Origin of the sequence: Microcystis sp. Msp_OC_L_20101000_S702, assembly GCF_007095705.1 — a bacterium.
Taxonomy (GTDB): domain Bacteria; phylum Cyanobacteriota; class Cyanobacteriia; order Cyanobacteriales; family Microcystaceae; genus Microcystis; species Microcystis ichthyoblabe_A.
On sequence record NZ_SFBO01000172.1, the window covers coordinates 1 to 12079 of the forward strand.

The window sequence follows — 12079 nt, forward strand, 5'->3', positions numbered from 1 at the left end:
CATCCCACCGAAAAACTAATGCGCGGGGGGTTTGGGGGCGGCGCCACGCCCCCAACGGGGGGTTTGGGGGGTAGAACCCCCCAAAGGCTTGGATTGAGTGATAAAATCGCAAGTAATACTAAATCCGTTGAGTATAGGATAAGTATCAGGAGAGGCACTCATGCAAAAGGAGGAATAAATAATCAGTTTTTAATAACCAGATTTAGTATAAAAATAAATTCTTATGAAAAGCATTGTTTTAATTGTTGGCTTTGAAACCTTTAACAGGAATTTGTATCGGCAATCGGGCCTGTTGGCCAGTTCTAAATGTCCCGATTTAGAAGTAAAAGTATTTAGCGATAAATCCTTGACTAGCGAACCGGAAATAGTCGAGCAAGCTTTAGCCACTGCCGACGTTTTTTTTGCTAGTTTGATCTTCGATTACGATCAAGTTACTTGGCTGCGGCAACGAGCGGCACAGATTCCGATTCGCTTAGTTTTTGAGTCTGCTTTAGAGTTAATGAGTTTAACCCGTTTGGGAGAATTTGCCATCGGGGATAAACCAAAAGGAATGCCAAAACCAATTCAATTTATCTTGAGTAAATTTTCCAGTGGCAAGGAAGAAGATAAGTTAGCTGGTTATCTCAGTTTCCTCAAAACTGGTCCGAAACTGCTGAAATTTATTCCCGCTAAAAAAGTTCAAGATTTGCGTAATTGGTTAATTATTTACGGTTATTGGAATGCGGGAGGAACCGAAAATGTTGCCGCTATGTGTTGGGTAATTGCCCAAAAATATCTAGGATTAAAAGTACGGGAAATACCCGAAGTTATCGAAACTCCCAATAAGGGACTATTACACCCCGATTATCAGGGTTATTTTCTCACTCCCCAAGAATATTTAACTTGGTATAAAAAAAATAAATCTCTTGATAAACCAGTGGTGGCACTGCTGCTTTATCGGAAGCACGTTATCAGTAAACTACCCTATATTAATCAATTAATCCGTCATTTTGAAACGGCTAATTTAATTCCCCTACCCGTGTTTATTAACGGAGTGGAAGGCCATACAATTGTTCGGGATTGGTTAACCACAGACTACGAAATTCAGCAAAGAAAAAAAGGAATCATTGAAACTCCTTCTTTAAGTGAAGATGCGGTGACAGTAGATGCAATTGTCTCGACGATTGGCTTTCCTTTGGTGGGAGGTCCTGCGGGTTCTATGGAAGCAGGAAGACAGGTAGAAGTGGCTAAACGAATTCTGTCTGCTAAAAATATTCCTTATCTTATCGCTGCCCCTTTATTGATTCAAGATATTTATTCTTGGACAAGACAGGGAATCGGTGGTTTACAGAGTGTGGTTCTATACGCTTTACCGGAATTAGATGGGGCAATTGATACAATTCCTCTGGGGGGATTAGTGGGGGAAACTATCTATTTAATCCCCGAAAGATTACAGCGTTTAACTGGACGTTTAAACAGTTGGATTAAGTTACATAAAACCCCTCCGCAAGAACGCAAAATAGCCATCATTCTCTATGGATTTCCGCCGGGTTATGGGGCAGTTGGTACGGCAGCTTTATTAAATGTTCCCCGGAGTTTAGTTAAGTTTTTACAAGCTTTAGAAGCGCAGGGTTATCATGTGGGAACAATTCCCGAAGACGGGGAAGAAATTATTCAAAAAGTTAAATTTGCCGATGATGAAAATCTCTCTAAACAAAATCGTTTATCGATAGAAACTTTAGAAAATTGGCTAGGGTATCTGTTAACCTCTCGCATCGAAAAGCACTGGAAATCCCTAAAAGATGCGGGGATAAAAACTATTGGCGACCAGTATCATTTAGGGGGAATTGAGTTAGGTAATATCTGGATTGGAGTGCAGCCACCTTTAGGAATTGCTGGGGATCCGATGCGGTTAATGTTTGAAAAAGATTTAACTCCTCACCCTCAGTATGCAGCCTTTTATCAGTGGTTACAAAAAGATTTTAAGACCGATGCGCTCGTTCATTTTGGTATGCACGGAACTGTCGAATGGCTGCCCGGTTCACCCCTAGGAAATACTGGTTATTCTTGGTCAGATATTTTATTAGGAGATTTACCGAATTTATATATTTATGCCGCTAATAATCCCTCGGAATCTATCCTAGCTAAACGTCGCGGTTATGGGGTGTTAATTTCCCATAATGTGCCTCCCTACGGACGAGCGGGATTATATAAAGAATTGATGATTTTGCGAGATTTGATTGCCGAGTTTCGAGAAAATCCTGAGAAAAATTACGCTTTAAGAGATAGTATTCTCCAAAAGATTATTGATACAGGTATCTCTAAAGATTGTCCTTTTCTGGAAGCAGAAAAACAGGGAATAGAATTCACTTTAGAAAATGCCAAATTATTTAGCCGCTATGCACTAACCGATTATTTTGTCAAGGTGTATAATTACTTGCAAATCGTCGAACAAAGACTATTTTCTTCGGGTTTACACACCCTAGGAACTGCTCCCAATCAGGAAGAATTAAAAGGTTATCTTGATGCTTATTTTACCGATTTATCTGAGCGAGAATTTCAGCAAATTCTCGCTGATGAAGCAACCAATGAAAAGCTTAAAGAAGGCATTGCTATTAAAAATTTATTAGGACAAAATAGCGAGGAGTTAACTAATCTTTTGCGGGGATTAAATGGGGAATATGTACCACCGGCACCGGGGGGTGATTTACTCCGGGATGGTGCGGGAGTTTTACCCACAGGACGCAATATACACGCTTTGGATCCCTACCGAATGCCTTCCCCCGCAGCCTACACTCGCGGACGAGAAATCGCCAAAAAACTGCTACAACAAAACTTAACCGAAAAAGGAAAATATCCCGAAACTGTAGCAGTTTTACTCTGGGGATTAGATGTGATTAAAACTAAGGGTGAATCCCTGGGTATTCTCTTAGAATTAGTCGGTGCGGAACCAGTCAAAGAGGGGACAGGAAGAATTGTCAGGTATGAATTAAAACCTTTAGGGGAAATTGGACACCCGCGCATCGATATTCTGGCTAATTTATCGGGAATTTTTCGGGATACTTTTATCAATATTATCGAGTTATTGGATGATTTAATGCAGCGGGCAGCTGAGATAGAAGAATCGGAAAATGATAATTATATCCGTAAGCACTATTTAGCCTTAAAAAGTCAAGGAATTGACAATGCCAGCGCTCGTTTATTTTCCAATCCTGCTGGGGATTTTGGCTCTTTAGTTAATGACCAAGTAGTGGAGGGAAATTGGGATAATGAAAACGAATTAGCGAAAACTTGGGAAAAGCGTAATGTTTTTAGTTATGGTCGTCAAGATAAGGGACAAGCGCGGCCAGAGGTGCTACAACAGTTATTAAAAACCAGTGAAAGTATTATCCAAGAAATTGACTCGGTAGAATACGGTTTAACCGATATTCAGGAATACTACGGCAACACGGGAGGATTAAAATTAGCCGCAGAAAAACAAAGCGGTAAACGGGTGATGACGAGTTTTGTTGAGAGTTTTTCCAATGATACAACTCCCCGCAAATTAGAGGAGGTTTTGCGCTTAGAATACCGCAGTAAATTACTCAATCCTAAATGGGCCAATGCCATGGTTAATCAAGGTTCCGGTGGGGCCTACGAAATCTCCCAAAGAATGACCGCTTTAATTGGTTGGGGCGGTACGGCTAATTTTAGTGACGATTGGGTGTATGATCAGGCAGCCGATACCTACGCTTTTGATGCAGAAATGGCGGAAAAATTGCGTCAAGCTAATCCCGAAGCTTTCCGTAATATTGTCGGTAGAATGTTAGAAGCACAGGGTCGCGGTTTTTGGCAAGCAGACCCCGACAAATTAGAGAAATTACAGGAATTATATCAATTGACCGATGAAAAATTAGAAGGGGTTACTTAGGTTTTTTAGGCTGCATCTCATTTTTGTCAATCTACCAAGTTGGGATTTTTACGGGGACACTCTCGGCTAAAATCGGTCATTACTTCCGATTTTACCACTCAATCCAAGCCTTTGGGGGGTTCTACCCCCCAAACCCCCCGCGCATTAGTTTTTCGGTGGGATGCTTACACGCAGCCGCTGACCCATCTGTAATAATTTAAGAGTCACTGATAATTGCTGATTGTCGGTATTTCTGCAAATGTGAGATGCACCCGGGTTTTCATGGCAACAGGGTATCCTGATGATAATCTGATTTCCCTCCTGTTTTACTCAGCAGACGGATATTTTCAATCAGGATTGATTTTTCTAACGCTTTGGCCATATCGTATAAAGTCAAGGCTGCCACAGATACCGCCGTTAAAGCCTCCATTTCTACCCCAGTTTCCGATTTTGTCACCACTTCTGCCCGAATTTCGTAGCCGGGTAACTCTGCTTTCGGGATAATCTGAACATTGATTTTTTGCAGGGGTAAGGGATGGCAAAGGGGAATTAAACAGGAAGTTTGTTTGGCCGCCATAATTCCCGCTAGTCTGGCCGTCCCTAAAACGTCACCTTTGGGCGCATTTCCCTGTTCTATGGCTTCAAAAGTCGTTTTTAGCATTCTCACTTGTCCTAGGGCGATAGCAGTGCGTTTAGTGGGCATTTTCTCCGATACATCCACCATCTGGGCCTCGCCTTGGCTGTCGAGATGAGATAATTTTTCTTTACCCTCTTGCGTCATTGAATGAACCTGTGCTATAGTAGTTTACTGTTGAGAAAAACAAGGGCTTGTAGCTTAGTGGATTAGAGCGTGTGGCTACGGACCACAAGGTCGGGAGTTCGAGTCTCTCCAAGCCCGTTACATACAATGGCATATACTACAGGAATTAGGGACATATAGTTCCTAATTTCTTTGGTTTTTTGCCCCATCTTCCCACTTTCCTATACTTTTTAAACAGGATTTAGTATCATCAGCCAGTTTTGCCGAGGTATTTTTTACCCTCAAACAGTGAAAGAAACTAAACTTTTAGGATTGTATAATACTAAATCTGGTTATTAAAAACTGATTATTTATTCCCCCTTTTGCCTTTTGCCTCTTGCCTTTTGCCTGTCCTTATAAGTAACCTATGCTCAACGGATTTAGTATAATATGAATTCTCCTGCACCTGTGCCGACACCCTTTCAAGTTGCTTTAGAGCGTTACCAGAATGCTCTAAATTATTTAGATACTTCTCATAATAAATCTCTGAAAAAAGCACAGGCTTTAGAAATTATTACCGCCAGAGATGCTCTTCAGAAACGAATGGAAGCCGAGGCGGAAATTTCGGTTGATATGTGGTCAAAATTAATCGAACAAGATAATAGATTAAAACAGAAGAGTTACAAAATTACTCAAGTTATTGACTTAGCTGAATATCGGGAGACTTTACCTATGTCTGCTCAGGCTTGGTGGTGGCATTTAGAAAGTAGAGAATCTCTGCATCCTTGCAATCGCTTTGATTGGCTATGGAGAATCGGTAAACTGGTTTTATTAGGGGTTAATTTTACATTAATCGGAACGATTGCTACTCGGTTTCTTAGTGGTGGTTCAGGTTTGCCAGAAATAGGGGGTGTTATTTTTTCGACTTTCATTTCTTTATTACAAACTGAAAATGCTCTCACACGGACGCGCCAGAAGGGTTTTGTTAAGTTAATGAAATTTCTTGGGATTGCTGAACATTGGTATGAAGAAATACAGTTTTCTGTAACAGTAATAGTCTTTGCTTTTCTCTTGGGAATTTATCTAAATTTCTCTTGGTTTTCTGAGTTTTATAAGCAAGAAGGAAGCCATTTACAATCTCCTCCGCCAGCAAGTCAAGAACTTCCCAATTTAGCCTTAGCAGAAGAGAAGTATTTAAAAGCGATTGAGTTAGATCCAGATAATTTAGATGCTCATTATAAGTTGGCAACACTTTACGAAGAGTTACAGGATTTGACTAATGCGAAAAAACACTATTTAATCGCGGCAAAAGGTGGTTTTATAGATGCTTATAATAATCTCGCTTATTGGTATCTGCGCGATAATAAGAATGCAGAAGCAGTAGAGTTACTGGAAAAAGCCAAGAGATTATTAGCAGAAAAAGATGAAAAACTAGACCAATTTACTGAAGAGGAGAAACGCAATTTAGCAGTACAAAAATATAGTATTTATAAAAATCTAGGCTGGGCCAGATTTAAGCAAAATCGCAGTGAAGATGCAATTCCTAATCTTTTAGTTGCTATTGGTATCGCTGAAAATCCAGCTTATCAGAAATTTATCCGCAATCCCGGTGCTGCTTTTTGTATTTATGCTCAACTTTTAGAAAAAGAAGACAAGAAATTATCTCAGGAAAATTGGCGTAAATGTCTTAATTTAGCTCAAGGGAGGGAAATTAATACAGAGGAAGAACAATGGTTATATGAAGCGAGAAAAAAATTAAAGTGAAGTAAAGTTTAGTGACTATTCTCTGAGTAATGCGCTAAATCCTTCTTGCTGAAAATGCTTATCAAAGGTTAATATTTCAGAGATTTCCAGTTGTCTCATAATCTGCATGGAAGCACAATCAGTTAAACTGTATCCTTTATCTAATCGTCTTTGGTAAAAATCAAAAGCTTGCTGAAATTGTTCACTGGTTTGGGGAATGATTATGGTTTTGCTGTCATTGCGTAAATCATGAGTTAGACGAATAGCTGATTTACGCAAAAATTCCCCTCTACTGCATAAAGCATTGAGTAATTCTGTCAGAACCATTTCACTGGTAACACCTCTAAAGTTACCCAGTCTTGCTACCATACTTATAGCAAGTCTATGAGCATTATCTCCTCTATCAGCTAACGCTTTTAAATAGAAGGTATCTAAGAAAATTTTTCTCATTCTTCCTCATCTTCTCTCGGTGCGCCGTACATATAATGTTCCGCGTTACGCGCAAAGTCTCTGGGAAAGTGTTTTCGCCATTCTGATTGGGGAACAACGTTACCAATCTCAACAATTCTTTGCCAAAAAGGTTTTTTGCGAAATTCTGGGTCATTTTCTAGTGCATCCCATTTAGCATCGAGTTCTTCCATTGATAACTCAGGCTCTTCGGATGTGTTAGAGGTTGAATGATTGTTTAAGTTAGTCATGATTAAAGGTTCCTTTTAGATTAAAGAGAATAAGTTAATGATAACCTAAATTATCTGGTCAGGTAAATGTTTTGCGAAAATTTGTTTCATTCTTCCTCATCTTCTCTCGGTGCGCCGTACATATAATGTTCAAAATTACGCGCAAAGTCTGTAGGTAAGTGTTTTCGCCATTCTGATTGGGGAACAACTTTACCAATCTCAACAATTTTTTGCCAAAAAGGTTTTGCTAAAAATTCTGGGTCATTTTCTAGTGCATCCCATTTAGCATCGAGTTCTTCCATTGATAACTCAGGCTCTTCGGATGTGTTAGAGGTTGAATGATTGTTTAAGTTAGTCATGATTAAAGTTTCCTTAGTGATAATAGGTTACTTTTATTATAGCATTTTCAAGTTGGATTGAGGTACGGAGATTATCGAGGGTAATTAACCACAGAGACACAAAGAACACAGAGATTATTCACCGATGTTATAATTTATAATGATGATGGCAAGAGAGCCGAATGTTTAACTGAAAGCTTGACATTATTTTATGTACAGACTATATTATAGTTATGGAATGGAATATTATATTTGATCCAGATTTTAGGTTCTGGTTTTATCAACAAGAACAGGGACTTCAAAATGAAGTATTTGCTGTTTTAACTGTATTGATGAAACTTGAACCAGCACTGGGGAGACCACGAGTTGATACCATTGAAGGATCTTCTTTTAAGAATATGAAAGAGCTTCGTATTCAGTATAAAGGTGAACCTTGGCGTGTTTTATTTGCCTTTGATCCTCATCGACAAGCAATTTTACTTGTTGGGGGGAACAAGTCAGGTAACAAAAGATGGTACAAAGAAAATATTCCTATAGCAGATCAACGTTATCAAAAATATCTGGAAAAACTTAAGGAAGAAAAGTCATGAAAGAATATACCAACTTCTCGGAAGAATTTAATAAACTTTGTGGAGAACGACAAGCAATTATTAAAGCAAGAGCTTCCCAAATTTATCTGGAGGAACTTACGCTTAAGTATTTGCAGGAAAAACTAGGTTTATCTTTATCAGAATTGGCAAAGTATTTTGAAGTACAGCAATCAATAGTACCTAGACTTAAACAAGAGCAAAATCTAGAGCTAAATACACTGCGCGAAGTAGTTAACGCATTAGGTGGAACTGTCGAAATTATTGTCAAAATTCCCAACAAAGAACCTATAATTATTGGTGACTATTCAGAAACGAAGTGTAATTAACCACAGAGACACAGAGGACAGGGAGATTATTTGCCAATGTTATAATTTGTACTCAATAATAAAGGTGTTCGCTTTTGGAACACAATATTTAAGATGGAATTAACGGGAAGACTCCATGAACGCTATAAAGCAAAAATCTTAAATTGGTAAAAGTCTAATCCTAAAAATACGATCTGTTACTGACACAATTGCTCCCGTCTTTAATGCTTTTGTACAATCTCGTAAAACTATAGTTAAACGCTGATTAATTAGATTGTAGTTTTCATTGCCTAAACGGAATAGGATGACACTTGGTAAATTATCACCACTAATAGCGAGAAGTTGAGAAAAATCTAGATCGACAGTTAAAATTATCCGCTTTTCTCTTTTTGCTTTGGCAAGAATTTCCTGATCAGATAAAGTTTGTAAGCCTTCATCTCGAAGATGAACGACATCATAACCTTGTTCTCTTAACCATGAGACTGTACGCAGAGAAATCCCCATATCGGCTAGAAACTCTATCTCCATTACTCGATTAATTCAAAATGATGAACTTGTTCTCTGGCTAACCAAGAAGCATATAATAAACATTGGTGAATATCTTCTCTTTCTAGGTCAGGGTATTCCTCTAATATTTCCTCTATCGGCTTTTCGTTAGCAAGTAGATTAAGAATTAAAGAAACAGGAATACGCATTCCTCGAATACAGGCTTGACCTGCCATAATTTTGGAGTTAAAAGTAATTCGGTCTAATTGTTTTAAGGTCATATAGTTTCCAGAAATATGAAGATGATACCTGTGGTAATTTTATTATAGCTAATTCTATAGTTGCGAGTGGAAGTGGGAAATTACTCCTTCAGTGAGGGTGCAAAGCTTGTCTCCAACCCCGCAGGGAAGATTAGGGAATGGTGAGGTTTTAAGTTGTAGTAGTATAGTATAACAAGTTAGACGAGAAAACGGGTTTTTTGAAAAAACCCGTTTTCTGAAATCAATAGTTTGAAAAAAACCGTTTTCTGAAATCGTAAAACTGAGAGCCATGATTTTACCTAATCCAGACATATCATCCACACCGCTCGATGTATTTATTTCTTACTCTCACCGGGATGAGAAACTGCGGGAAACTTTGGGATTTCACCTCGCGTCATTACAAAGACAGGGAGTGATTAAATCATGGCACGATCGCAAAATTAGTGCTGGAACAGAGTGGAAACAAGCCATTGATGAAAATCTCAATTCAGTCGAGATTATTCTGTTGTTGATTAGTGAAAACTTTATCGCTTCTGACTACTGTTATGATCTTGAAATGGAACGGGCGATCGCACGGCATGATGCGGGGGAGGCGCGGGTGATTCCGATTATTTTGAAGCCGGTGGATTGGAGTGGTGCGCCTTTTGGTAAGTTGCAAGCTTTGCCAAAAAATGCCAAGCCTGTGACGACTTGGAGTAATCGGGGTGAGGCGTTTTTAAATATTGCTAAGGGGATTCGCCACGCGGCAATGGAAATGGCGACAGTGTTAACTGACAAACAGCCCACTGTCTTGCCAGAGCCGCAACAATCCGCAAAAGCCACTGAGATGCCAACGCAATCGGAACCCCTCAAGCCAACAGTTACTCCAGACAAGATACAACAGGAAATTAGCTTGGAATCTCCAGAAGGACAAGTTAGCATTGACTCTCGCTTTTATATTACTTCCCCTTACGAAGAACGGTGCTATGAGGAAATTCAAAAGCCTGGCTCCCTGATTCGGATTAAATCGCCCCACAATATGGGCAAATCGTCCCTGATGGCGAAGGTACTTGCCCAAGCATCTCAACTAGGCTATCGTGCGGTAACGATCGATCTGGAACAGACCAATCAAAAGTTCTTTGACGATCTCGACAAGTTCATGCAGTGGTTTTGTGCGTCGGTGGGTAAACCACTAGGAGTAAGGGTCAAGATTGAAGAGTATTGGGATGATATTTTTGGAGCGAACGATAACAGTACGGATTATTTTGAGAAGTATTTATTAGAGGGGGACGATCGCCCGTTAGTGTTGGCGATCGATAACTTTGATCGCATCTTTAAATACGCAGATATCGAGACGGATTTATGCGGATTATTGCGCGGCTGGCATGAAAGTTCCAAGATTAAAAAACTGTGGCAGAAATTGCGGCTGATCATCGTCCATTCTCAAGAGTCCTATGCCCAACGGGATATCAATCAATCGCCTTTTAATGTGGGGTTGCCCATCGAATTGGGAGAGTTTACGCCTGAACAGGTACAGGAGTTGGTAGCACGGCACGGATTAACTTGGACAGAGGGGGAACTCGAACAATTTATGGGGTTAATTGGAGGGCATCCCTACATGGTGCGCTCGGCACTCTATCACATTGCAGCGGGGGATCTTTCTTTGGCGGAATTTTTGCGGACGGCTCCCACAGAAGCGGGAATTTACAGCGATTATCTGCGGGGACATTTGAAGACTTTGGAAGATTATCCTGAACTGGGGGCAGCCATGAAATTGGTTATTACTTCTGAAGCGCCGGTGCGTTTGCGGTCTGAGGAGTCGTTTAAACTGGACAGTATGGGATTAGTGGTGCGGGTTGATAATAATGTGAAACCTCGCTGCGATCTTTATCGTCAGTATTTTTGCGATCGCTTGGGAGGAAATTAAATAAAAACACTTTATTGTAAACTAGATTTGGCGATTAGAGATGTGATTTATAATTCATTTTTTGAAGAGCCAATCGGACAAATTTTAATCGAAGATGAAAATCTCAAGTTTATTGTTTTTGATGCTGAAAAGGAGGTCATTTCGCAATGGAAAAATTAGATCAGTATCGTCATATTATTAAATCGGTTTTGATTCCTTATACTGAAATCCCTTATTCTCACGGCGAATTGATTTGTAAGCCGATTTTTGATGAAGTTCGAGATAGCTATCTTTTGATGACGCTCGGATGGGATCGCAAAACTCGCGTGCATGGCTGTTTAATTCATTTGGATATTATCAACGAGAAAATCTGGGTACAACGAGATGAAACCGAAGACGGAGTAACCCATGAGCTAGTGGCAGCGGGTGTTCCCCAGCAGGATATTGTCCTCGCTTTTCATCCGGCGGATGTACGCGGTTACACGGGCTACGCGATCGCCTAACCTCTTAGAAAACGGGTTTCTTAAAGAAATCCGTTTTCTGGGACATATTTTTAGCAATTTGGTATCAGGTCACTAACCCCACCCTAAAAGCGACGGGGCTTGTCTAAACCAATTTAGGCGACGCAAGTAGAGACTACCGCATCGAGACACAATCTGGCACAGACCTCCGAATACTTCCCTAGTTCGGATTCCCTCTAAGCTTTATTGGTAAAGCGTTGTTAGACAAGACATCTTGATTGTGTTGCGGGAAGGGACTTTAACTTTACTCTTAAGGATTATCTCCATGGCAAGAGTTCCTGTTATCTCAAAAGACGGAAAGCCGTTGATGCCCACTAAACCCAGTCGGGCCAGACGGTGGATCAAAGAAGGAAAAGCTATCGGCAAATTTAACGACTTAGGTATTTTCTATGTCCAGCTAACCGATGAACCTTCCGATAACAAAACCCAACCGATTGCCATTGGTATTGACCCAGGTAAATTATTTTCGGGAATTGGCGTTCAATCCTCTCTTTTTACTCTTTGGAAGGCTCACTTAGAACTTCCTTTTAAACGAGTAAGAGAGCGCCTGGACAATAGACGGTTAATGCGAAGAGGACGTAGAGGAAGACGGATTAACCGCCAACTTCCTTTTAATCTAAGAGCGCATCGACAAAAACGATTTTCAAATAGAAGACAAGGAAAATTA

At 40.1% G+C, this 12079-nt stretch carries 14 protein-coding genes and 1 tRNA gene; 9 read left to right on the forward strand and 6 right to left on the reverse strand.

The features are described 5' to 3' along the window. Positions 1-223 precede the first annotated feature (223 nt). On the forward strand, positions 224-3889 hold the full coding sequence (bchH, locus tag EWV60_RS18190; protein WP_287233877.1) for a magnesium chelatase subunit H: 3666 nt from the start codon (positions 224-226) through the stop codon (positions 3887-3889). Between the two features lie 259 nt (positions 3890-4148). Here the strand turns inward: bchH and moaC are convergent, their stop codons facing one another. Next, a complete protein-coding gene (moaC, locus tag EWV60_RS18195; protein WP_287233879.1) occupies positions 4149-4649 on the reverse strand; it encodes a cyclic pyranopterin monophosphate synthase MoaC in 501 nt (166 codons plus the stop codon). A gap of 43 nt (positions 4650-4692) precedes the next feature. On the opposite strand from moaC, the gene EWV60_RS18200 reads away from it, so the two are divergent. Together EWV60_RS18200 and EWV60_RS18205 are read left to right on the forward strand one after the other, a co-directional pair. Beyond that, positions 4693-4766: transfer RNA gene (locus tag EWV60_RS18200), tRNA-Arg, on the forward strand. Between the two features lie 291 nt (positions 4767-5057). Further along, on the forward strand, positions 5058-6371 hold the full coding sequence (locus EWV60_RS18205) for a tetratricopeptide repeat protein (RefSeq protein WP_287233881.1): 1314 nt from the start codon (positions 5058-5060) through the stop codon (positions 6369-6371). A gap of 15 nt (positions 6372-6386) precedes the next feature. Here the strand turns inward: EWV60_RS18205 and EWV60_RS18210 are convergent, their stop codons facing one another. From EWV60_RS18210 to EWV60_RS18220, 3 genes are all read right to left on the reverse strand, one after another. Continuing rightward, positions 6387-6800 carry a type II toxin-antitoxin system VapC family toxin gene (locus tag EWV60_RS18210; protein WP_002797269.1) on the reverse strand — a complete coding sequence of 138 codons (414 nt, stop codon included), beginning with the start codon at positions 6798-6800 and terminating at the stop codon, positions 6387-6389. Further along, positions 6797-7048 (reverse strand): hypothetical protein, encoded by a 252-nt coding sequence (locus EWV60_RS18215; RefSeq protein WP_002774365.1) that lies wholly within the window; start codon positions 7046-7048, stop codon positions 6797-6799. Before EWV60_RS18215 ends, EWV60_RS18210 begins: the two co-directional genes overlap by 4 nt. Positions 7049-7134: 86 nt before the next feature. Then, complete coding sequence (locus EWV60_RS18220; protein WP_002791108.1) at positions 7135-7386, reverse strand: hypothetical protein; 252 nt, start codon at positions 7384-7386, stop codon at positions 7135-7137. Positions 7387-7598: 212 nt separating this feature from the next. Here EWV60_RS18220 and EWV60_RS18225 point away from each other — a divergent pair, with 212 nt between their 5' ends. Together EWV60_RS18225 and EWV60_RS18230 are read left to right on the forward strand one after the other, a co-directional pair. Continuing rightward, positions 7599-7955: a type II toxin-antitoxin system RelE/ParE family toxin gene (locus EWV60_RS18225; RefSeq protein ID WP_185240766.1), complete on the forward strand. Its 357-nt coding sequence runs from the start codon at positions 7599-7601 to the stop codon at positions 7953-7955. Beyond that, positions 7952-8281, forward strand: a complete 330-nt coding sequence (locus EWV60_RS18230) for a helix-turn-helix transcriptional regulator (protein WP_287233886.1) — start codon at positions 7952-7954, stop codon at positions 8279-8281. The genes EWV60_RS18225 and EWV60_RS18230 overlap by 4 nt, the downstream gene beginning before the upstream one ends. A 138-nt stretch (positions 8282-8419) precedes the next feature. Here EWV60_RS18230 and EWV60_RS18235 read toward each other — a convergent pair whose 3' ends face one another. After that, on the reverse strand, positions 8420-8788 hold the full coding sequence (locus EWV60_RS18235; protein ID WP_002766989.1) for a DUF5615 family PIN-like protein: 369 nt from the start codon (positions 8786-8788) through the stop codon (positions 8420-8422). After that, on the reverse strand, positions 8788-9027 hold the full coding sequence (locus tag EWV60_RS18240; protein WP_002736820.1) for a DUF433 domain-containing protein: 240 nt from the start codon (positions 9025-9027) through the stop codon (positions 8788-8790). The genes EWV60_RS18235 and EWV60_RS18240 overlap by 1 nt, the downstream gene beginning before the upstream one ends. A 268-nt stretch (positions 9028-9295) precedes the next feature. Between EWV60_RS18240 and EWV60_RS18245 the strand changes: the two genes are divergently transcribed. The 4 genes from EWV60_RS18245 to EWV60_RS18260 form a co-directional block, all read left to right on the forward strand. Then, the gene (locus EWV60_RS18245; protein ID WP_287233888.1) at positions 9296-10912 is read left to right on the forward strand and encodes an AAA-like domain-containing protein; all 1617 of its coding nucleotides are present in this window, start codon (positions 9296-9298) and stop codon (positions 10910-10912) included. A 27-nt stretch (positions 10913-10939) separates the two neighbouring features. Continuing rightward, positions 10940-11071: an element excision factor XisH family protein gene (locus tag EWV60_RS18250; RefSeq protein WP_002761389.1), complete on the forward strand. Its 132-nt coding sequence runs from the start codon at positions 10940-10942 to the stop codon at positions 11069-11071. Then, on the forward strand, positions 11059-11394 hold the full coding sequence (locus EWV60_RS18255; RefSeq protein ID WP_002754817.1) for a XisI protein: 336 nt from the start codon (positions 11059-11061) through the stop codon (positions 11392-11394). Before EWV60_RS18250 ends, EWV60_RS18255 begins: the two co-directional genes overlap by 13 nt. A gap of 283 nt (positions 11395-11677) precedes the next feature. Beyond that, positions 11678-12079 (forward strand): RRXRR domain-containing protein (locus tag EWV60_RS18260; protein WP_287233890.1); only part of this gene is annotated, 402 nt, incomplete at its 3' end.